Annotated in this window: 16 protein-coding genes and 1 pseudogene; 1 reads left to right on the forward strand and 16 read right to left on the reverse strand. The window is 66.7% G+C overall.

All coding sequences use genetic code 11. The features are described from left to right. The 14 genes and pseudogenes from FBQ73_RS04585 to FBQ73_RS04640 all read right to left on the reverse strand — a co-directional run. Nucleotides 1-127 (reverse strand): annotated as a pseudogene (locus FBQ73_RS04585) (NAD(P)(+) transhydrogenase (Re/Si-specific) subunit alpha); the annotation flags it as partial. A 16-nt stretch (nucleotides 128-143) separates the two neighbouring features. After that, nucleotides 144-1,886, reverse strand: coding sequence for a dihydroxy-acid dehydratase (locus FBQ73_RS04590; protein WP_138398340.1), 1,743 nt, complete (start codon nucleotides 1,884-1,886; stop codon nucleotides 144-146). Nucleotides 1,887-1,960: 74 nt separating this feature from the next. Then, the gene (locus FBQ73_RS04595) at nucleotides 1,961-3,406 is read right to left on the reverse strand and encodes an NAD-dependent succinate-semialdehyde dehydrogenase (protein WP_138398341.1); all 1,446 of its coding nucleotides are present in this window, start codon (nucleotides 3,404-3,406) and stop codon (nucleotides 1,961-1,963) included. Between the two features lie 17 nt (nucleotides 3,407-3,423). Continuing rightward, nucleotides 3,424-5,367: a thiamine pyrophosphate-dependent enzyme gene (locus FBQ73_RS04600; RefSeq protein WP_138398342.1), complete on the reverse strand. Its 1,944-nt coding sequence runs from the start codon at nucleotides 5,365-5,367 to the stop codon at nucleotides 3,424-3,426. Nucleotides 5,368-5,411: 44 nt separating this feature from the next. Continuing rightward, nucleotides 5,412-6,809 (reverse strand): C4-dicarboxylate transporter DctA, encoded by a 1,398-nt coding sequence (dctA, locus tag FBQ73_RS04605; RefSeq protein WP_138398343.1) that lies wholly within the window; start codon nucleotides 6,807-6,809, stop codon nucleotides 5,412-5,414. A 49-nt stretch (nucleotides 6,810-6,858) separates the two neighbouring features. Further along, complete coding sequence (locus FBQ73_RS23350) at nucleotides 6,859-7,875, reverse strand: xanthine dehydrogenase family protein molybdopterin-binding subunit (protein ID WP_170218745.1); 1,017 nt, start codon at nucleotides 7,873-7,875, stop codon at nucleotides 6,859-6,861. Next, the gene (locus tag FBQ73_RS04610; protein WP_170218746.1) at nucleotides 7,875-9,761 is read right to left on the reverse strand and encodes a molybdopterin-dependent oxidoreductase; all 1,887 of its coding nucleotides are present in this window, start codon (nucleotides 9,759-9,761) and stop codon (nucleotides 7,875-7,877) included. The genes FBQ73_RS23350 and FBQ73_RS04610 overlap by 1 nt, the downstream gene beginning before the upstream one ends. Beyond that, nucleotides 9,754-10,674 carry an FAD binding domain-containing protein gene (locus tag FBQ73_RS04615; protein ID WP_138398344.1) on the reverse strand — a complete coding sequence of 307 codons (921 nt, stop codon included), beginning with the start codon at nucleotides 10,672-10,674 and terminating at the stop codon, nucleotides 9,754-9,756. The genes FBQ73_RS04610 and FBQ73_RS04615 overlap by 8 nt, the downstream gene beginning before the upstream one ends. A gap of 10 nt (nucleotides 10,675-10,684) precedes the next feature. Continuing rightward, nucleotides 10,685-11,794 (reverse strand): zinc-dependent alcohol dehydrogenase, encoded by a 1,110-nt coding sequence (locus FBQ73_RS04620; protein ID WP_246089567.1) that lies wholly within the window; start codon nucleotides 11,792-11,794, stop codon nucleotides 10,685-10,687. 156 nt (nucleotides 11,795-11,950) lie between these two features. Further along, a complete protein-coding gene (locus FBQ73_RS04625) occupies nucleotides 11,951-12,820 on the reverse strand; it encodes an IclR family transcriptional regulator (protein ID WP_138398346.1) in 870 nt (289 codons plus the stop codon). Between the two features lie 963 nt (nucleotides 12,821-13,783). Then, nucleotides 13,784-14,848 (reverse strand): MFS transporter, encoded by a 1,065-nt coding sequence (locus FBQ73_RS04630; protein WP_246089568.1) that lies wholly within the window; start codon nucleotides 14,846-14,848, stop codon nucleotides 13,784-13,786. Continuing rightward, nucleotides 14,845-15,033 (reverse strand): hypothetical protein, encoded by a 189-nt coding sequence (locus FBQ73_RS23070; protein ID WP_246089569.1) that lies wholly within the window; start codon nucleotides 15,031-15,033, stop codon nucleotides 14,845-14,847. The genes FBQ73_RS04630 and FBQ73_RS23070 overlap by 4 nt, the downstream gene beginning before the upstream one ends. 59 nt (nucleotides 15,034-15,092) lie before the next feature. Then, nucleotides 15,093-15,851 (reverse strand): SDR family oxidoreductase, encoded by a 759-nt coding sequence (locus tag FBQ73_RS04635; protein ID WP_138398347.1) that lies wholly within the window; start codon nucleotides 15,849-15,851, stop codon nucleotides 15,093-15,095. 232 nt (nucleotides 15,852-16,083) lie between these two features. Then, nucleotides 16,084-17,067, reverse strand: a complete 984-nt coding sequence (locus FBQ73_RS04640; protein WP_138398348.1) for a GlxA family transcriptional regulator — start codon at nucleotides 17,065-17,067, stop codon at nucleotides 16,084-16,086. A 251-nt stretch (nucleotides 17,068-17,318) separates the two neighbouring features. Here FBQ73_RS04640 and FBQ73_RS04645 point away from each other — a divergent pair, with 251 nt between their 5' ends. Next, a complete protein-coding gene (locus FBQ73_RS04645) occupies nucleotides 17,319-18,182 on the forward strand; it encodes an aldo/keto reductase (protein WP_138398349.1) in 864 nt (287 codons plus the stop codon). A gap of 169 nt (nucleotides 18,183-18,351) precedes the next feature. On the opposite strand, the gene tehA is transcribed toward FBQ73_RS04645, so the two are convergent. Continuing rightward, nucleotides 18,352-19,323 carry a dicarboxylate transporter/tellurite-resistance protein TehA gene (gene tehA, locus FBQ73_RS04650; RefSeq protein WP_138398350.1) on the reverse strand — a complete coding sequence of 324 codons (972 nt, stop codon included), beginning with the start codon at nucleotides 19,321-19,323 and terminating at the stop codon, nucleotides 18,352-18,354. Nucleotides 19,324-19,334: 11 nt separating this feature from the next. After that, a complete protein-coding gene (locus FBQ73_RS04655) occupies nucleotides 19,335-20,666 on the reverse strand; it encodes a cytochrome c (protein WP_138398351.1) in 1,332 nt (443 codons plus the stop codon). Between the last annotated feature and the right edge of the window lie 2 nt (nucleotides 20,667-20,668).

Consider the following 20,668-nt stretch of genomic DNA (forward strand, 5'->3'; position numbering starts at 1 on the left):
ACTTGAGGCCCGCGCCCGTCTCGACCGCCACGCTGGCGCCAAGACCGACAAGACGCTTCACCGTATCCGGGGTCGCAGAGACCCGCGGCTCGCCGAGATCAACCTCGGCGGGGACAGCGATTTTCATGTGTTAGCCCTCAGCCCTATTCCGCCGCATCACGCTCGGCACCGGCGACGCCGGTGGCCGTAGGTGGCTTCAGGAAGCGGAAGTCGCACCCCTCGTCCGCATCCAGCGTCTGCTCGGCATAAAGCCGCGCATAGCCGCGCTCGGGCGCGGGGGGCGGCGGCGGAAGGAGCGCGCGGCGGCGGGCCAGTTCGTCCGCCTCGACCAGGAGGTCGATACGCCGCCCGGCAACGGACAGGCGGATGGGATCGCCGTCCTGCACGAGGGCCAACGGACCGCCCGACGCCGCATCGGGCGTCACATGCAGCACGATGGTGCCGAAGGCGGTGCCGCTCATGCGCGCATCGGAAATCCGGATCATGTCCTTCACGCCCTTCGCCGCGAGCTTGCGGGGAATGGGCAGGTAGCCGGCTTCCGGCATGCCCGAGGCGCTGTGCGGACCGGCATTCTGCAGCACGAGGATATCATCCTCCCGCACATCCAGGGCCGGATCGTCGATCCGGGCGGCCAGATCGGCGAGGGAGGAGAACACCACCGCCCGCCCTTCGGTCTCGAACAGGCGCGCATCCGCCGCCGCTCGCTTCAGGATCGCACCGCGCGGGGCCAGCGACCCGAACAGCGCCACCAGCCCCCCGTCGGGTTCGAGCGGACTTTCACGGGCGGCGATGATGGCGTGGTCCACATAGCCGTCCTGGTCCGCGTCGAGGCGTTCGCGCAGGGTTTCACCGGTCACGGTCAAGGTATCGAGATGGAGCAGCGGCCGCAGTTCCCGCAGCACCGCTCCCATGCCGCCAGCGGAATGGAAGTCCTCCATGTAATGCGCGCCGACGGGCTTAAGGTTCACCAGTACCGGCGTCGTGTCGGAGATCGCATTGAGCCGGTCGAGGTCGAGGGGGATGCCGGCGCGCCCGGCGATGGCCGCAAGATGGATGACCGCATTGGTGGAGCCGCTGAGCGCCATGAGCACGCGCAGGGCATTCTCGACCGATTGGGCGGTGACGATGCGCTTCGGCGTGAGATCGGAACCGATGAGCCTGACCGCAGCGGCGCCGGTGGCCTCGGCGGCGCGCAGCCGGTCGGCATGCACGGCCGGAATGGCCGCCGTGCCGGGGAGGGTCATTCCCAGCGCCTCGGCGATGCAGGCCATGGTGCTTGCCGTGCCCATCACCGCGCAGGTGCCGGCCGTCGTTGCAAGGCGGCCCTCGATGACGTCGATCTCCTCGGCATCCACATCCCCGGCGCGGTACTTGGCCCAGAACCGGCGGCAGTCGGTGCAGGCGCCGAGCCGCTCGCCCTTGTGACGGCCCGTCATCATCGGGCCGCCGATGAGCTGGATGGCGGGAAGATCGGCCGAAACCGCCCCCATGAGCTGAGCCGGAACCGTCTTGTCGCAGCCTCCCATGAGGACCACGCTGTCCATGGGCTGGGCGCGGATCATCTCCTCCGTGTCCATCGCCATGAGGTTGCGATAGCGCAGCGAGGTGGGCGAGAGGAACACCTCGCCGAGGGAGACCGTGGGAAATTCGAGCGGCAGCCCACCCGCCGCCAATACGCCGCGCTTCACTGCCTCCAGCAGCTCGGGAAAATGCCGGTGGCAATTGTTGAAGCCCGACGGCGTATAGGCGATGCCAACCACGGGACGCTTCAGCATCTCGCGTGAATAGCCCATGGACTGGGCGAAGGAGCGCCGCAAATAGATGGAGAAATCCCGGTCGCCATAGTCGGTCAGGCCGCGGGCGATGCCGTGGGGGTGCTCGCTCATGGAATGCTCTCTCAAGGGCTGCGTGAGGAAGCGCGAGGGCTGCCGCCTCACGCGCGTCGAGGTCGGGACGTGGCTCAGAGAAGCCGCGTCTTCACGTATTTGGGTTCCAGATAGTCGCGGATCCCCAGGGCACCGCCTTCGCGGCCCATGCCACTCTCCTTGATGCCTCCGAACGGGGCTTCCGCCGTGGCGAGCATGGTATCGTTGACGCCGACCATGCCCACCTCCAGCGCCTCGGAGGCGCGCGCGGCGGTAGCGAGACTACGGGTGAAGACGTAGCCGGCCAAGCCGAACGGCAAGGCATTGGCCCGCGCCATCCCCTCATCGAAGCTGCTGAAGGAGGTCAGCGGCGCCACCGGGCCGAACGGCTCCTCCACCATGATGCGGGCGGCATCCGGCACCCGTCCGAGCACGGTGGGCGCAAAGAAGAAGCCCCGGTTGAACCCGGCGGGCTGGTCACCCCCGGCGAGCAGCTCGGCGCCGTGCTCCAGGGCGTCGGCAACCATCGCGCGGGCGTTCTCCAGGCCGCGCCTGTTGGCGAGGGGGCCGACGTTCGCCTGTTCCTCGGTATAGGGACCGGGCCTCAGGGCTTCGGCGGTCGCGACGAAGCGGCGCGCAAAGGCGTCATAGGCCCCCTCCTCCACGTAGAAGCGGCTCGGCGAGATGCACACCTGCCCGCAATTGCGGAACTTGGTGGCGGCGCACAACTCGGCGGCGCGCTCCACGTCCGCATCGGCGAAGACCAGCACCGGGGCATGGCCGCCCAGTTCCATGGTGACCTTCTTCACGTGGGTCGCGGCGAGGCGCAGGATTTCCCGTCCGACCGGGACAGAGCCGGTCAGCGAGACCTTGCGCACCACCGGCGACGCGATGAGCCGCGCGGAAATGCGGCGGGAATCGCCGGTGACGAGATTCACGGCCCCCTCGGGCATGCCTGCATCCGCGCAGGCCTGGACGATGGCCATGGCGCTTCCGGGCGCCTCCCCGGCCGGCTTGACGATCACCGCGCAGCCGGCGCAGAGGGCGGCGGCGATCTTGCGCGCTGGGAGCAGTGCCGGAAAATTCCACGCGGAGAACGCGGCCACCACACCCACCGGCTGATGGATGACCGCCATGCGGACATCGCTCTCGCGCGCCTCGATGGTCTGGCCGTAGATCCGCTTGGTTTCCTCCGCGTACCATTCGAACTGGTCGGCAGTGGCGCGCCACTCGCCACGGGATTCGCCCAGCGGCTTGCCCGTCTCCATGGACATGAGCAGGGCATAGGGCTCGATGCGCTCGCGGATGAGGTCGCCGACTCGGCGGAGCCGGGCCGACCTGTCCCAGGGCTGCACCCGCCGCCAGGTGGCGAAGCCGGCGGCGGCAGCCACGAGAGCGGCATCGATGTCGTCGTCGGTCGCGTCGGGAACGCGCCCGATCACCTCTTCCGTGGCCGGGTCAACCACCTGCCGGGTACCCCGGGCGGAGGCCGCGCGCCACCCCCCGCCGATGAAGAGGCCGAAATCGTCATAGCCATACATGATCGCCTCCCCGCCCCTCACAGGTCCTGCGCGATCCAGGCATCCTGGACCTCCTCGCACCAGTTGCCCACGTTCCAGTTCCCCCAGGCGCCGAGGCCAGCCAGGGGATCATCCCCGGCATGGACCGGCACGTGCACCACCGAAAAGCCGTCATGGGCGTAGGCCCGTGCCAGCGCGGCGGTGAGCCGGTCGGCGGTGAAGCCGCCATGGAGCGCCAGCACTCCGGCCACGGAGCCGGCCAGCGCGGCGTAGTCCACCGCCACCGCGTCATGGGTCTTGAAGGTGGCACCGTATTGGGCGACCTGCAGGCTTGAAATGGCCGCCATGCGGCGGTTGTCGAAGATCACAACCATGCCGCGGACACCATGCTCGATGGCATCGATCAGGATCTGTGGGTTCATCATGAAGGAGCCATCGCCGGTGAAGGCGATGGTGTAGCGGGGCGCCTCGGCGAGACCCGAGGCCAGAAGCGCGCTGACGGCAAAGCCCATGTAGGAGGCGCCGGTCTCGGTGAAGGTGTCGCCGGTGCGGTCGTCTTCCACGATCTGGAAGCCGTTGGCCTGCACGTCGCCGGCGTCGAAAAGCTTGGCGGCCCCGATGCGCCGCGCGAAATCCGCCACCACCTTGATCGCCGCCGGCTGGCTCAACACCGGGCGGCCGAAGGTCTCGTCCATCACCGGCTCGGCGGCGAAGCGCTCGGCGCGGAAGGCGGCCCATTCGGCCTTGTGTGCGGCGCATTCCGCCAGCCATTCCGCCTTGCCGACGGCGCCCGCGGCGCCGATCCGCTCCAGTTCGGCAGCGAGGCGGTTGCACACCGCCGATATGTCGCCGGGCAGGGCGTGGGTCGCGTTGTAGTGGAGCAGGTCGGTGAGGTCGCCATTGATGTTCACCACGGCCTTCGCCGCGGGATAGCCGATGCCGGAGCAATCGGACTGGCAAACGGCGCGCGAGCCCACGACCACCACGAGTTCCGCCGCTGCCATGGCCGCATTGCCGCTGATGGAGCCTTTCGATCCACCCACGTGCATGTTCTGGGGATGGGCATCAGGCAGCACGCCGCTCGATCCCGGGGAGAGCACCACGGCGGCCCCTGCCGCCTCCGCGAGGCGCCTGACGGCTTCGTCGTGGCCGCGGGTCCCCCCGCCCGCCTTCAACACCACGCGCGGCGCGCGGGCGATGAGCTGGGCCGCCGCCTTGACGGGCCCATCATCCTCCAGCGACAGCGCCGGCAAGCTCGGGCGCCCCGGCAAGGCAGCGAGATTGAGCGTAAGGGGCGCCGGCTGGGTGTTGAGCGGAAGCAGCAGGTAGAACGGCCCGGCCCGATAGGGATGGAACACGGTCTGCCCCCCCTGCCGCATGGCATCGCGCAGGGCCTGCGGCGTGTGCAGGACGTAGGAGCGCCCCATCAGGGCGGTGATGCGGCCAAACAGGCCCTGCTCCGGCTTCGGCACCTGCTGCATGTTGTAGCCTTCGCCGAAGGTCGTCTCGTCACCATAGATATGGTAGACGCCGACCCCGTTCGACGCTGCGGCGAGGGAACCGGCCATGGCCTGGAGTGCCCCCGGCCCGATGGAAGTGACCACCGCCGGCACCTCCTTGTACTGCCAGGCCAGCGCCGTGGCGGCATGGGCCATCGCCACCTCGTTGCGACAGTTGAAGGTCTGCGTGACCCCTTCTTCCTCATAGACCCTGAGCACGTCGCCAAGGTCGGTGGAGCCGTGCCCGAAGATGGCGAGATATTTCCGCACCCCCTGCTTCAGCAGGCCCAGGACGAGCGCCTCCGAGAGCGTCACCTCCACCAGCTTCGGCAGGAGGCCGCAGGCGATGGCTTTTTCGAACCCCCCGGCGCGGGCGATGATGCGGGCACGCTCGCGCCGCCGGTCCAGCCAGCTGGCCGGGCTTTGGGCCGCCGGGGATCCCGACTGCCGTGCGACCGTGTCCAATGCGGAATAGCTTGTCATGTCGGAACCCCTTGATCTGGGAACGGTTGGCGATGGCGCGACCGTCACACCCGGGCGGCGACCGCAACCGGAAGGAGGCCGGGCGGAACCGCCGCCTCCGTCATCCCGACCTCGGAGACGAGATCGGGAACCGGCTTGCCGTCGAGCACCTTGAGCGCACGTTCGTAGTCGACGCCGCCCACCCAGCGGCCCACCACCAGCGTGGCGATGATGTTGCTGGTGAGGTTGGTGGCGGCGCGGATCTCCGCCATGAAGCGGTCGACGCCGATGAGCAGGGTCAGTCCGGCGATCGGCAACACGCCGATGGCGGGCATGGTGGCGGCGAGCGCAATGAAGCCGCCGCCCGTCACCCCGGCCGCGCCCTTCGAGGTGAAGAGCATCACGAACAGGATGGTGAGCTGCTGGGTGATCGAAAGCTCAATATTGGTGGCGTGCGCGATGAACAGGACCGACATGGTCATGTAGATCGCGGTGCCATCCATGTTGAAGGAGAAGCCCGTCGGCATCACGAGGCCCACGACCTCTTTCTTCACGCCGATATTCTCGAGCTTCTCGATGGACCGCGGGATCATGGTTTCAGCGGAGGTGGCGGCGAACACCACCAGGATCTCATCCTTGAAGTGGGCGAGCACCTTCCACAGGCTGAAGCCGGCGATGCGCAGGGCCGCCCCCAACACCAACACGACGAACAGGATGGAGACGATGTAGACCGCCAGCACCAGTTCACCGAGATTGATCAGCGTGCCGATGCCGAACTTGCCGATGGTGAAGGCCATGGCGCCGAATGCGCCGATCGGGGCAAAGCGCATGATGATGCCGACCATGCCGAATAGCCCGGCCGCAGCCTGCTCCAGCAACGCCACCAGCGGCTTCACCCTGTCGCCGAACTTGCAGAGCGCCAGGCCGAACAGCACCGCCACGAACAGGACGGGCAAAATCTCGCCCTTCACGAATGGCTCCACGAAGGTGGTCGGGATGATGTTGACGAGAAAGTCGACCAACGTCATGTGCTTGGCGCTGGACACATAGCCCGAGACCGCCGAGCTATCGAGAGTGGCGGGGTTAGCGTTGATGCCATGACCCACCGGCCACACATTGCCCACCACCATGCCGATGATAAGAGCGAGGGTGGAGGCGATCTCGAAATAGATGAGCGCCTTGACCCCGACGCTGGCGATCCGGCGCATGTCGCCCATGGTGGCGATGCCAACGACGATCGTCAGGAAGATGATGGGCGTGACCACCACCTTGATGGCCCGAATGAACACATCGCCCAGCGGTTTGAACTGCTGCGCGAGCATCGGCTCATAATATCCGAGCAACGCGCCGATCACCACGGCGACGAGAACCTGGAAATATAGCTTCTTGCACAGACGGATCGGCCAGAACAGCGGTCGTTGCGGCGGGTTTAAACTTTGATCGCTCATCGCAGGCTGAAGCATTGTTTCCTCCCGGTGTATTTTTGGGTTTTCCCTTGGCTTTTTTCTGGGCTTATTGCGCCCTTGCCTGTGCGGCGGTTTCCGCCTGCCTCTTGCGCCCGAGGGCGGCGACGATGCTTTCCGGCGTCGCCGGCAGCGTGGTGATGCGGACGCCGATGGCGTCGTAGATGGCGTTCATGACCGCGGGGATGGTGGGCACCATGGCCGGCTCGCCGATGCCCTTCACGCCGAGTGGGCCGATGGGATCCGGATCCTCCACGATCACGCAGGTGACCTGCGGCACGTCGAGGGCCGTCGGCAGGATGTACTTGGCGAAGCCCGGGGTTACGGTGTGGCCGTCCACCGTCTGGTAATGCTCCATGAGCCCCTGCCCGAGGGCCTGCACCACGCCGCCCTCGATCTGGCCTTCCACCCCTTTGGGATTGACGGCGCGTCCCACGTCATGCGCCGCCCACACGCCGAGCACCTGCACTTCGCCGGTGACGGTGTCCACCTCCACCTCGGCCACCTGGCAGCCGAACACATAGGCCTGCCAGGGACGTCCCGATCCGTCGGCGGCATCGAGCCCGGTGTGGTGGGCGGTGAAGGAGGCCGCGCCAACCGGCACGACGCCACGCTTCTTGCAGATGTCCACCGCCTCGCGCATCGCGCACTTCAGGTTGGTTCCCTCGGCCCTAAGCGTGCCGTTGTGCGCCCGCAGGGAGGCGGCATCGGTGCCCCAATGGGCGGCCATCTCGTCGAAAAGCCGGGCGCGGGCCTCACGGCAGGCCAGCGCGACCGAATTGCCGATCATGTAGGTCTGCCGGGTCGCGCCGGCATGGGCGGCTTCCGGGACGCGAGCCGTGTCATTGTCGCCCACGGTGACGTCCTCGGGGCGGATGCCCAGTTCTTCCGCCGCGATCTGGGCAAGGACGGTGAGGATGCCCTCGCCGATCTCGGTGACGCCGGTGACCACTTTGGCGGTGCCCCCGTCATCCAGTTCCACCCAGGTGCCGGCACGGTCGATGCTCGCCGTGCGGGCGATGCCATACCAGCCTGCGGCCATGCCGCGTCCGCGCTTCCTCGCCATCACGCGACCTCCTCGGCCTGGGCTTCGGGAACCGGAGCCGCGAAGCGCGCCCCGAGCCGGCAGGGCGGGCGCGTGCCCTCCCCCGCGAGATCGCCGCGAACGGCCCCGCGCACCACCGGCGCGCCGCGCTCCCAGCGCGCGGCCCCTTCTGCGCCCGCCAGGACATCGAGAAGACTCGCGCTGTCGAGACGCTGTTGGGTATGGGTGGTGTCGCCGGCCCGCATGGCGTTGCGCCGGCGCAGCTCGAAGGGGTCGAGGCCCAGCCGCTCGGCCGCCATGTCGAGCATGCTTTCGGTGGCGAACTGGGTCTGGAGCGAGCCGAAGGAGCGGAAGGCTCCGGACGGAGTGTTGTTGGTATAGACCCCGTAGGTGTCGATCTTCACATTGGGGATCGCATAAGGCCCCCCGGCGAGGATCGCGCCCTTCCGGATGACCCCTTCAGTGGACATGCCGTAGGCTCCACCGTCATAGACCGCTCGGATCTCGCTTGCCGTGATCCGGCCGTCCCGGGCCAGACCCATGCGGTAGGAGATGCGCGCCGAGTGTCGCTTCGCCGTGGTGGAAACCGATTCCTCCCGGGTGAAGACGAGGCGCACCGGCTGTCCGGTCTTCATGGCGAGCAACGCCAGCATGCCCTGGTAGATCATGTCCTCCTTGCCGCCGAAGCCGCCCCCGACCGGACTCATGATCATGCGCACCTTGTTGATGGGCAGGGCCAGGATGTCGGAAAGCATGTGGCGGTGATGGGTGATGTTCTGGCTGGGCGAATGCACCGTCACCACGCCGTCGGGATCCACGTAAGCGAGGCCTGCCTCGGGCTCGAGATAGGCATGCTCCACCTGCTGGGTCTCGAAGCACTCCTCGATGATCACGTCCGCCGCGGCGAAGCCCGCCTCGACGTCGCCCTTGCGGATGGGGATGTGCTTCACCAGGTTGTCCGCAGCATAGTCGTGCAGCACCGGCGCGCCCGGCATCAGCGCCGCATCCGGATCGAACACCCCGGGCAGGATCTCATACGCCACCTTGATCTTCGCGAGCGCCCGTGTGGCGGTGACGAGGTCTTCGGCCGCCACGGCGGCAATGGCCTCGCCCACGTAGCGCACCTTGCCTCGCGCCATCACCGGCTGGTCGCGCACGAACACGCCGAAGCCGTCCTTGCCCGGCACGTCGGCGGCGGTGACGATGGCCGCCACCCCGTCCATGGCCTCGGCCTCCGACGTGTCTAGGCTGCGGATCACGGCGTGGGCATGAGGCGAACGCAGCACCTTCACATGCAGCATGCCGGGCAGCGTCATGTCGCCAGCATAGCGCAAGGCGCCCGTGACCTTGGACGGCGCGTCGAGACGGCGCACGCTGGTGCCGATGAAGCTGCCGTCCTTCAGTTCCTCCTCATCGAGGGCCGACGCGGGCCGTACGCCGCACAGCACGTCGCGGGCCAGCGCCACCGCATCGAAGATCTTCTGGTAGCCGGTGCACCGGCAGATGTTGCCTCCGAGGCGTTCCTTGATCTCCTCGTCGCCGAGCCGCGGATTGCTGCGCAGGGCTGCGGTCGCAGCCATCACCATGCCCGGGATGCAGTAACCGCACTGGCTCGCGCCAGCTTTGTGAAAGGCCCGCTGCACCACGGACAGGGCCCCGCGTGGGCCCAGGCTCTCCACCGTCTCCACGTCGGCGCCGTCCACCTTGGCCGCCGGCACGAGGCAGGACTTCAGGAGTACCCCGTCCACGAACACCGAGCAGGTGCCGCACTCGCCGGCGCCGCAGCCTTCCTTGCTGCCGGTGAGGTGAAGATCCTCCCTCAACAGATCGAGCAGGCGCAGGTGCGGCGGCACGGTGCGATGGAGGGTCCGGCCGTTCACCGTGACGGAAAGGGAAAGGTCAGGCATCGACTGCCTCCAGTGTCTGTTCGAGGACATCCACGTCGGCGCCCGCCTCGCGCGCCGCGCAGACGAGAGCGCGAGTGAGGAAGCCGCGCAGCACTGCGCGCCGGTAGTCACGTCGTGAGCGGGATTGTACGAGGTCGAGCTCCAGCTCCGCCGCCTCGGCGATGGTCCCGGCATCGAGGGGAGCGCCGCGCAGCAGCGCCTCGGTATGAGCAAGGCGCACCGCCTTGGGGCCGATGCCGCCAGCCGCGATGCGCACATCGTCGAAGGCCTTTCGGCCCGCATCGAGGCTCACCGCGACGCTCAGGCACGCCACCGCAATGACGAGGGAGCGCCGATGACCCACCTTCTCGAATGCGCCGCCATGGGTCGGCAAGGCGTCGCATTCGAAGCTGGTGATGATCTCGCCGGGCGCGATGGAGGTCCGGCTCGGCCCCTCCACCAGCTCGGCCAGGGGCACGCTGCGCCGGCGGACGCCGCCGGTATCGCGCAGGGCCAGTTCCACCTCGGCATTGAGGACGAGGAGCGCCGGCATGCCGTCCGCGGCGGGCGAGGCATTGGCGACGTTGCCGCCAATGGTGGCGCTGGCGCGAATCTGGTCGCAGGCGAACCAGATGGCGCAATGGCGCATGTTAGGAAGAACCGCGCTCAACGCGCGGTCCTCAAGGAAGGCCTGAAAAGGTGTCGCCGCGCCGAGCCGCACGCGGCTCTTGCCGATGACGACGCCGTTCAGGTCGGCGATCTTCGAAATGTCGATGAGCGCCTCGATGTGAACGTCGCCCGCGCGCCCCTCCCGCGCCCACGGGAGGATGTCCGTAGCTCCGGCCACCAGGCGGTAGCGGCCGGCGAACGCCTCCATTGCGTCGAATGCGGCGTCGAGGGTGCGCGCCGTGATATAGTGGTCGCAGGTGAGCATGGCCGCGCGCCTATTCCGCCGCTGCGCGGGCGTATTCGGTGTCGGAGACCTTCACCACCACCTTGATGGCATCCTCGATCCGCTCGCGGGCATATTTCAGCGCCGTGGGCAGATCGACCAGCGGGAAGGTGTGGGTATGGATCTTGGTGGCATCGAAGCGCTTCTGCGCCATGAAAGCCTCGGCGCGGTGGGTGGCGCTCTTGCCTTCGCCGCGAATGCCGAACAGATAGATGTTGTTGCGCACCAGATAGGCCACGTCGATCTCGACCGGCTCATGGGGGAAGGCCGCAAGGCAGATGCGCCCGCCGCGGTTCAGCATGCGCGCCGCCTCGTTGATGGCGTTGGGCGCACCTGAGCACTCGATCACATAATCGATGCCCTTGCCGCCGTTCAGCCCGCGGATCGCTTCCACCGGATCCTCATCCTTGACGTTGACCACATGGTCGGCGCCAAGCTCGCGGCCCATCTGGAGCCGGTTGTCACGGGTGCCGGTGAGGAAAACCGGGTTCGCGCCCAATGACTTCGCGACAGCGACCCCGAGAAGCCCGATGGGACCTGGCCCAAGCACCGCGACGCTCTCGCCCGCCACGAGGCCGCCAAGCTCGGTCAGGCCATACATGGCCGTGCCGGCGGTGACCACCAGCGTCGCCTCCTCGTCGGACATGTCGTCGCCGACGGGGATGATGGTGTTGATATTGTTGATGGCGTATTCCGCGAAGCCGCCGTCCGTGGTGAAGCCGTTGGCGCGATGGCCCTTGTCGACCTCACCGTAATTGAGGCCATAGTTGTGGCAGGAAGTGTACATGCCCTGTCGGCAGCGCTTGCACTGGCCGCAGCCGGCATGGATCTCCACCGTTACCCGCTGGCCGATCTTGTATTCATCGACTCCCGGGCCAAGCGCCACGACCGTTCCCATGTATTCGTGGCCTGGCGTAAAGTTCTTGTTGAACGGCAATCCGCCCTCGATCTGCGCCGGGGGTCCCCGGTGGATGATCTCGAGGTCGGTGGCGCAGATGGCGACGGCATCAATGCGCACCAGCACTTCGGCGCGTTTCGGCGCCGGCACCGGCTTTTCCGTGAGGACGATCTGGTCGGGATCCCCCAGGACCCATGCACGCATGGTCTCCGGAATGGGATAATCAGGGCTCGTCCTCACACCTTGGGGCGCATACATGGGCTTTTCCTCCTGAAGATGGACACGTTGGTCCGTTTCCGGTCCGCGGTGCGGCCGGCCAAATGGCAAAGGTGCAGATGGGCGCGCTTGCGGCGCTGAAGTTCAGGCCTGCTTGACCGACGAAGCAGGGACGGCCTTCTCGTCCAACGTTCCGGAGTTGCCGAGCTCCGAGGACAGACTATTGGCCGCATTTACGATTTCGCACCGCATCAGATCCAGGTGCACCGCATCCGCCCGCATGGTCGGCGCCGATACCGAGAGCGAGCCGACGACGGTTCCCACGTGGTCCCTGATGGCGGCGCCCACACAGACCACGTGGGGCTGAAACTCCTCGTTGTCGGTCGCATATCCCTCACGGCGCACGGCGCGCAGGTGCTCAAGCAGGCCTTCGCAGTCCGTGATGGTGTTCGCAGTGAAGCGCGTCATGCCCTTGTGGGCGAGGATGGCGCGGATCTGGGGTTCCGGGAGCCAGGCGAGGATGGCCTTGCCGGTCGCGGTGGCATGCACCGCATCGGTCTTGCCCACGGCGCCCGAGTCCACCCGCACGGCATGCCGTGCATCCTTCTTGGCTATGGTGAAGAGATCTTCGCCCTGCAACACCGCCAGGTGGACAGTCTCGCCGGTGGCAGCATTGATCCGCTCCAGGAACGGTTCGGCGCGGCGCGGCAGATCCACCTGGCGCAGGCAGGCGGCGCTGAAGGACAGGATGCGGGGTCCGAGCGCATAGCGCCGGCCCGCCGACTTGGTGACGTAGCCGCGCTGGACCAGTGTCGCGAGCAGGTGGTGGCAGGTCGATGGATTGAGCCCAGCTTCCATGGCGAGGGCATTGAGGCCGGCGACGCCACCGGCGTTGGCAATAGCTTCCAGCAACGTCAGCGCACGCTCCACCGACTGGATGCCGGCACCGGCCTGCCGGCTTGGAACCGGCTTTACCATCGGCTGCTGATCGGGGCCGACCTGCATCAGGTCCATGGCAATCCCTCCCGTATTTCTTATTAAGTCAAAAGTAGCAGCCGAAAAACGCGAGTCAATTATTTTTCACATTGCAGAGCACTATTTCATATAGTGAAATTTACGGGCGCCAAGACTTCTAAGAATTCTGACAGGATCGTCATTGAATTCATGCTGCACTGGCGTCGTCGGGACCTCTATCCCGCCACGTGTTCGCTCTGACGCAGGATCTTGCCTGTTTGCCGGGGTCGCCTTCGGGATCCGGCGCGCAGGTTCCGAGGCGGCAGCGGCCGCCAATGGCGCGACCGATGCCGATTGGCACCCGTCCGCCCTGAAAGCGGCTGATCGGGCAACAACAGCGTGTTCCACGACGCGCGTTGCACTTTGGTGACACCGGCGATGCAACACGCTCTGCCCGGGAAGACGCGACGGCTCCGGGACGAGAAGGCCATCCGGCCACTATGACCCTGCACGAGCGGGGCTTTTTGGACGATGTCCACCGCATGCCGGCGACCCGCCCGCCCCGTCTAGAATTACTTTAACATATTGCGATTAAATATGATTTTCCATACCGCCAGGTGCTTGCGCGACGGCCTTGGGGTGCGATGGACGAGAATACGGATCATGTGCGGTTCGACCAGGCGTTCAGTCCGCCTCTCGCCACCAAGCAGGCAAGCAACATTATGCCCCCTGCCCACAGGAAAGGTTGATGTCATTATTAAAAGCCAGCATGGCGGCTCCCGGATGGCAAACGGCGCGACAACGTCCAACAAGGCTGCCCGCGTTTCCTGAAGATTGACGTGGGTGACGTCGCTAGCCGAGCCACTGGTCGTCTCGATCCACCTGTCGGACATCCGGCTGAGTTGATGCCGCCCGTTGCTGGAACCGACGTCGGGATTGCGTGGGCCGCAGCCTCCGAGCAATGGCCCATCCGGACGAGCAGCCCCGGGAACCCAGCCGGGCTTCACCAACGTCGGGGCTCCATCACCGGACCGCCTGGGCTGCCCGACGACGGTCGAGGACGATCGCGGCAAGTTCTGCCAGCGCGGCCAATGCACCGATGGGCCAGACCGCTCCGGTGCCGATGACGGTGGCACCGATCGCGGAACCGATGGAAAAGCCGAGGTACATGGTCGAGGTGTTGAGAGCGAGCGCGATGGGGGCCTCCGAGGCCGGACCGGCCGCGATCAGTCGAGCCATCTGGGCGGGAAACAAGGACCACACGCTGAAGCCCCAGACGGCAATGGCCGCGAGGGCGACGATGAGGGCCCGCCCCGGAGGCAGCAGCGTCGCGACAGCCAGCATCGCAAATGAGATCGAAAGAGCGATCAGGGACCCCAGCACCACCCGGTCCGATCCGAAACGGTCATTCAGTGTGCCACCGACCGTGACGCCGATCGCTGCGGCGATGCCCCACATGGAAACCGTCGCGCTGATACCGCCGGGACCGAAGTCCACGACCGCTTTCAGATACGGGGCGATGTAGGGGTAAGCCGTGAAGGCGCCGATTGCCCAGAATAGACTGACGGCGAGGAGGCGAAGGATCGCAGGGCGCCGCACCACGCTGAGCCGTTGCGACAAGCTCGCCACCGGAACCCCGGATCCGGCGTCGGAGCGGATCCCGAGACGGATTCCGACGATCGCGACGAGGCCCATCGCGGCCACGGCCAGAAAGGTGGTTCGCCAGCCGAAGGCATGCCCCACGATGGCGCCGAGCGGCAGGCCCAGCGCAATAGCGATGGTCATGCCACCGCTGACGATGGCGAGCGCGCGCCCGCGCTTGCCCGCAGGCACGATAGCCCCGGCCAGCGCATTCGCTCCCGGGATGTAGAGCCCCGAGGCGATCGCCATCATGATGCGAGCGATCATCAGCGTCGCGAACGACGAAGAGTGAGCGGCGAGCAGGTTGCCGGCGGTGAAGATCGCCATGGCGAGCAGCAGCGTGTCGCGCCGCCGCAGGCTCACGGTCAGGACGGTCGAGATCGGTGAACTCACCGCCAGGACGAGCGTGAAGACGACGACCAGCGTCGCAGTCGCCGACAGGCTCATCCCGAGATCATCGGCGATGGTCGGGAAAGGGGCGCGATCATGAACCCTTCGGTTCCGATGGCGAAGGTCCCAAGCGCGAGAAATGCCGGCGACAAAAGAGAGCCCGACCCCACCTGATGCGCCCCCGCCGCAAGTGCTGCATCCGGGGCCAAAGCCACGGGCGATGCTGACTTTTCCTGGATCATTGAAATTGCTCCGAGCTCCAGAGCCGCCGCCACGTCGCACGCGGCAGCGCTCCTGCGGATCAGACCGGAATGGGATTGGCGACCAGTTCCAGATTGAAGCCGCGCACCAGTTCGTGCTCGCCGCTGCCGGGATTGTCCCGCAGCGCCCGGATCTCGTCGACGACCACCTCTTCCGTGTCGGCGGCCAGACCCGCCATGGTCTTCTCGATGAAGACGCCGAGCGGCATTGCACGCGGATCGCCGCTCTTCTTGACGAGGTCGGTGTCGACCCAGGGCGGTGCGATCTCCTGAACCGACACGCTGGTGTCCCGCAGCATGAAGCGCTGTGACAGCGCATAGGAGTGCAGAGCTGCCTTTGCGGCCGAATAGACGGCCGCCGTCGCCAGCGGCACGTAGGCGAGGACGGAGGTGTTGTGGATCACCGTCGCGCGCGATTGCTTCTTGAAATGTTCGACCAGCGCCGAGGTAAGCCGGATTGGCCCGAGCAGATTGGTGTCGACGATCTTTCGGGACACGGCATCATCGATGGTCCCGCCGGCGTCGTCGAACGGCATGATGCCGGCATTGTTGATCAGGACGTTGAGCGCGGGATAGTCCGCTGTCAGACGGGCGGCCACGCGCCTGATATCGTCGGGATCGGCGATATCAAGTTCAACGCCGTCGATGCCGGGATTGGCGCCCGAGACGTCGTCGAGCAGCGCCTTGCGCCGGCCGGCGACGATGACCTTATTGCCCAACCTGTGGAAGGCCTCGGCCAGCCCCCGGCCGATGCCGGACCCTCCGCCCGTAATGAAGATCGTGTTGCCGGTCATCTGCATGGACGTCACCTGCGGCTCGATTGAGGCCGGTCCGGATCAGCCTGGACCGCCGATGCCGCCGACTATCGGGCGGCGAAGATGAGTCTCAAATGTCATATAAACAGCAATTTGAGACATCACCTCCGCGGTACCGAAGGCATGCTCCCGCCACCCCGCCGTTCAGCGGCGAGCATCAAACGGCCGGTGCGTTTGCGGGACGTCCCGAAGGGAAGATCGGGGCCGGGCGCTGGCTTCAGTTCGTGGTCTCGGAGGCGCTGGAGCTGTCCTCCACCCTATCCTCCTGCTCCATGAGACGCAGGTTGCGACGAAGCGTCTGCGGCGGGTGGCCGAAGAAGCGCAGGAAGGCGCGCCGCATGCGGTCGCGATCCGTGAAGCCGGTGTCGCGAGCGACCGTGTCCATCGAATGCCGGCCCTCCTCGAGCATGACTTTCGCCGCCTCCAGGCGCAGCCGCTCCACGGCCTTGGCGGGGGACTGTCCGGTTTCGTCCCGGAACACGCGCGTGAACTGCCTGGGGCTCAGGCTTGCCGCGTCCGCGAGCTCCTCGACCGTCAGAGGGTTGCGGAGGTTTTCCTTGGCATAGATCAGCGCACGCCTGACCCGATCGGACCGGGGTTCGAGTTCGAGCAACGCTGAAAACTGCGACTGGCCGCCCGGCCGGCGATGATAGACGACGAGCCGGCGTGCGATCGTGCGCGCAAGCTGGGCGTCGTAGTCCTCCTCGATCAGCGCGAGGGCCAGATCGATTGCGGAACTCATGCCCGCGGACGTCCAGATATTGCCGTCCTGAATGAATATGCGATCCTCATCGACCCGGATGGTCGGAAACCGACTTTGTAGCGTTCTGGCGTGCGCCCAGTGGGTGGTCGCGGATTTCCCGTCGAGCAGGCCCGCCTCCGCCAGAACGAATGCGCCGGTACAGACACCCGCGACGCGTCGCGAGTTGCGCCCGGCCGCCACGATGTAGTCGCGAAGCGCCGGGGAGATCGGGCGCGGACGCAATTCGCCCAGGACCATCAGCGTGTCGGGAAAGTCATCCAAGGGCGTCGTCTCGATCTTGACCCCAAGGGTCGACAACACGCCGCCTCCCTTTTCCGACATGACGCTCAGCCAATAGGCACGGTGTCCGAGCTGCAAGTTTGCAAACTCGAAGGCTGACAGCGCCGCCAGGCCCATGACCTGGAAGCCGTCCTCCATGATGAAGCCGACATGCCTCATGACCGGTACCCTTCTGACCGAATTCGCCTTTATATGGATTTCAGAACTTGGGCGTCCAGTGGCCGGCCCATTCGGCCCTTCGAGGCGGTGCCAGCCTGCATCCGGTCAAGCTGGAAACTGCGTCCTGGGGGTACCTGACCCAGCATGGCAACTCCAATCGGTCCCATCTGTCCCAAATGGTCGCCTCTTTGACGTTCTGAGCGTGCTTCGCGGCCTATACGCTATGCAGACTGGACCGATCGGATTTTCTCATGACACCTCTGGATGCCTCACTGTCGGGAACCTTTGCGATCGGCGGCGATATGCCGGTCGCGCGCCTCGGCTTCGGCGCGATGCGCATCACCGGCGAAGGCATCTGGGGACCTCCGCCCAATCGCGAGGGCGCCCTCGCTACGCTGAGGAAGTTGCCGGAGTTCGGCGTCGATTTCATCGACACAGCCAACTCTTACGGACCTTACGTGTCAGAGGAGCTGATCCGCGAGGCTCTGTATCCCTACGGGCGCGTGCGCATTGCGACCAAGGCCGGGCTGACCCGCCTGGGGCCGGGCCGATGGGACACGAAGGGCGACCCTGACTATCTCCTTCGGCAGGCTCATGCGAGCCGGGATCGGCTCGGTGTCGAGCGCATCGATCTTTGGCAGTTGCACCGGATCGATCCCGCCGTTCCGCGCAGCGAACAATTCGCCGCCATCCGGACGCTGATCGATACCGGCGTGATCAAGCATGGGGGTCTCAGCGAGGTCACGATCGACGAGATCGAAGCGGCGCAACGATATTTCCCCGTGGCCACCGTCCAAAATCGCTACAACCTCGCAGACAGGACCAGCGAGGCGGTGCTGGACTATTGCGAGGCCAACGCCATCGGCTTCGTCCCGTGGTACCCGCTGGGCTCCGGCAAGCTGGCGGAGCCTGGCACGATCCTCGACCGCGTGGCGGCGGCGCATGGCGCGAGCCCGGGTCAGATCGCCATTGCCTGGCTCCTCAAGAAAAGCCCCGTGATCCTGCCGATACCTGGGACCGGCAAGGTGTCGCATCTCGAGGAAAACGTCAGGGCAGCTTCGATCCGCTTGACGGACGAGGAGTTCGAGGCCCTGGACGTGGCGGGTCGCGGCTGAGGGTACAAAGACGCGAGCCTTGACGACCACGGCCATCTTCCGGCCCGGTTCGCCCGAGTTCATTCCGGTCCACGGTTTCCGAATTCGTGTCGCCCTGGCGGCGGCCTACCGATCCTGATCACCGCTCCCTGGCCGTAGGCCACCTACGCCATTCAGGCGCCCTGGTGCCTCACCGCGTCGGTGCCGCGGGCAGAAGCCGCCCCGCGACCAGCAGCCAGATCGTCCGCACGATGATCACGCTCATCGCGACCGAGACAAGCACGAACGCGGCGGGTGCCAGAACAGCGACTGGTCCGGCATCGCCCCGACCGACGAGCCTGATCATCGCCGTGGCCAGTGCGGTGAGGCCGAAGGTGAAGGCCCAGGCGGAAGCGGTGAGGCCGGCGGCAAAGATCCAGGGCGCGAGCCGGGCGAGAACAAGCAGTTGGAGGAGCCCGTAGCCGATCAGGCCGTAGACGACCAGATCGGGGGGCCCACTCGTGACGCTGATATAGGCCGCGGCGCCGACGGTCGGCGGTGCAAGCTGGATACCCAGCACGGGGCGCAGCGGAGGCGGCATTTCCGGCGCGGTATAGAGGCGGTGGAGCAGGACGGATTCGATGGCAAACCAGCTCAGGGTGCCGGCGCCGAACGCAAGGCGCCCCCATTCGGGATAGCCGAACGCCGAACAGCCGATGGCCGTCACATAGGAGCCGGCGACTGTCGGCAGATAGAGCACGGGCGTCGTTGCGGCCGGATCCCGTGCGCCTTGCCAGAGCACGCCGGTGCGCCAGAGTGCGAAGGCCAGCGTGAAGACCACGCCGGGCACGAACAGGGCCACGGCGATGGGGCTGGAATAGGGGTGCGCTGCGATCGCCACCAGCATGGTCGCGACGCCGGCGAGCCCGATGAAGCAGCACTGGACCGGATGGAAGGCCTCGGAGAGCGCATCCCTGCGGGCCGCCAGCCATTTGGCGGCAAACAGAACGACGAGAACGGCCCAGACGAGACTGCCGGCGATCATCAGAGCCTCGCCGATGGCTGCCGGGAGGCCCCATATTTCATGGGCCGCGCGCCAGCTGTTGCTCCAGCCGACCAGTCCCAGGACCATGCCGAAGAAGGAGGCGGGAATGACGGGGAGCCCGCGGGGAGAATTGTCCATCAATATTCGTCTCAGTTTGCGTCGCGCAGCCGGCCGATGTCGCCAGCCGTCAGTTTGGAGGCCCGGGCCCCGAACCGAGCGGTGACATAATTGGTCACGGCAGCGATCTCGTCGTTCGAATAGGCCTTGCCGAAACCGGGCATGGCGGGCCGATACGGGGTCCCCGCTCCCGACCCGTGAAGGATCATCAGGGCCGCATTGGCGCCGCTCGGGTCGTTGACGGTGCGCACGCCGGTCAGTTGCGCTTCCTCACGGGCGGCGCCGGCGCCGGTCCAGGCATGGCAACTCGCGCAATTGCCTTCGAAGATGCGCTTGCCGACCGGATTGTCGATCACGGTCTGCGGCGTCGAGGGCGCAGGGCCTGCCGGCACGGGCAGGTCGCCCTTCACCGCCGGAACACTGCGCAGATAGGTGACGATCGCGCCGATGTCCGATTTCGTCAGGCGGGAGAGGCTCAGTTCGACGGCTTCGGCCATCGGGCCTGAAGCCACGCCGCGCCCGCGCGCATGCCCGGTCGAAAGATACGCCGCGAGGTCCGCCGCCGACCAGTCGCCAACGCCGCTCACCGTGTCGCTGGAGATGTTGTAGGCGGTCCAGCCTTCGGCGACCCCGCCGCCGAATTTCCTGCGCTGGTCCAGCGCCTGCATGAGGTTGCGCGGTGTGTGGCATTCCCCGCAGTGGCCCGCCGCCTCGACGAGATAGGCGCCGCGATTCCACTCCGGGGACCGCTCCGGCACCGGGCGGAAGCGCTCGTTCGGATTGAACAGCACCGACCAGATCGCCATCAGCCAGCGCTGGTTATAGGGAAATCCGAAGTTGTTCGGCTTGTTGGCCTGCTTCACCGGCTTCAGCGTGAAGAGATGGGCCTTGATGGCCAGCACGTCCTCGTCGCTCAGCAGTGTGTAGGACGGGTACGGAAAGGCCGGATAGTAGCGCGAGCCATCCGGCGCGATGCCACGATGGACCGCGTTCAGGAACTGCGCATCCGTCCAGTTGCCGATCCCGGTTTCAGGATCCGGTGTCAGATTGGGCGTATAGATCGTGCCGAAGGGCAGCACGAAGGCCCGCCCGCCGGCGAAGGGCTGGCCGCCGGGCGCGGTGTGGCACGCCTGGCAATCCGCCATGCTGGCGACATAGGCTCCCCGCGTGACCGTGTCGGCTAAGGCGAGCTCCGCAGGAACGCCGGTCGGCGACGGACCCCGATATGCCGAAAGCGCGACCGGACGCCCGCCGGCGAAGGCGTAGGGGCCGGGCTGGAGCACCATGCGCCCCACCACGCCCAGAACCGCGACGCCGGCGACGGCGACGAGTGCGACCAGTGTGAGAAGAGTTTTCCGCTTCATGG

This window comes from Xanthobacter autotrophicus (genome assembly GCF_005871085.1).
Taxonomy (GTDB): Bacteria; Pseudomonadota; Alphaproteobacteria; order Rhizobiales; family Xanthobacteraceae; genus Xanthobacter; species Xanthobacter autotrophicus.

Bases quoted from the DNA above. Each gene is read 5' to 3' on its own strand.
- FBQ73_RS04590 (WP_138398340.1), bottom strand. From the start codon at position 1,886: ATGAGCGAGCACCCCCACGGCATCGCCCGCGGCCTGACCGACTATGGC.
- FBQ73_RS04595 (WP_138398341.1), bottom strand. From the start codon at position 3,406: ATGTATGGCTATGACGATTTCGGCCTCTTCATCGGCGGGGGGTGGCGC.
- FBQ73_RS04600 (WP_138398342.1), bottom strand. From the start codon at position 5,367: ATGACAAGCTATTCCGCATTGGACACGGTCGCACGGCAGTCGGGATCC.
- dctA (WP_138398343.1), bottom strand. From the start codon at position 6,809: ATGCTTCAGCCTGCGATGAGCGATCAAAGTTTAAACCCGCCGCAACGA.
- FBQ73_RS23350 (WP_170218745.1), bottom strand. From the start codon at position 7,875: ATGGCGAGGAAGCGCGGACGCGGCATGGCCGCAGGCTGGTATGGCATC.
- FBQ73_RS04610 (WP_170218746.1), bottom strand. From the start codon at position 9,761: ATGCCTGACCTTTCCCTTTCCGTCACGGTGAACGGCCGGACCCTCCAT.
- FBQ73_RS04615 (WP_138398344.1), bottom strand. From the start codon at position 10,674: ATGCTCACCTGCGACCACTATATCACGGCGCGCACCCTCGACGCCGCA.
- FBQ73_RS04620 (WP_246089567.1), bottom strand. From the start codon at position 11,794: ATGCGTGCATGGGTCCTGGGGGATCCCGACCAGATCGTCCTCACGGAA.
- FBQ73_RS04625 (WP_138398346.1), bottom strand. From the start codon at position 12,820: ATGGACCTGATGCAGGTCGGCCCCGATCAGCAGCCGATGGTAAAGCCG.
- FBQ73_RS04630 (WP_246089568.1), bottom strand. From the start codon at position 14,848: ATGAGCCTGTCGGCGACTGCGACGCTGGTCGTCGTCTTCACGCTCGTC.
- FBQ73_RS23070 (WP_246089569.1), bottom strand. From the start codon at position 15,033: ATGATCCAGGAAAAGTCAGCATCGCCCGTGGCTTTGGCCCCGGATGCA.
- FBQ73_RS04635 (WP_138398347.1), bottom strand. From the start codon at position 15,851: ATGCAGATGACCGGCAACACGATCTTCATTACGGGCGGAGGGTCCGGC.
- FBQ73_RS04640 (WP_138398348.1), bottom strand. From the start codon at position 17,067: ATGAGGCATGTCGGCTTCATCATGGAGGACGGCTTCCAGGTCATGGGC.
- FBQ73_RS04645 (WP_138398349.1), top strand. From the start codon at position 17,319: ATGACACCTCTGGATGCCTCACTGTCGGGAACCTTTGCGATCGGCGGC.
- tehA (WP_138398350.1), bottom strand. From the start codon at position 19,323: ATGGACAATTCTCCCCGCGGGCTCCCCGTCATTCCCGCCTCCTTCTTC.
- FBQ73_RS04655 (WP_138398351.1), bottom strand. From the start codon at position 20,666: ATGAAGCGGAAAACTCTTCTCACACTGGTCGCACTCGTCGCCGTCGCC.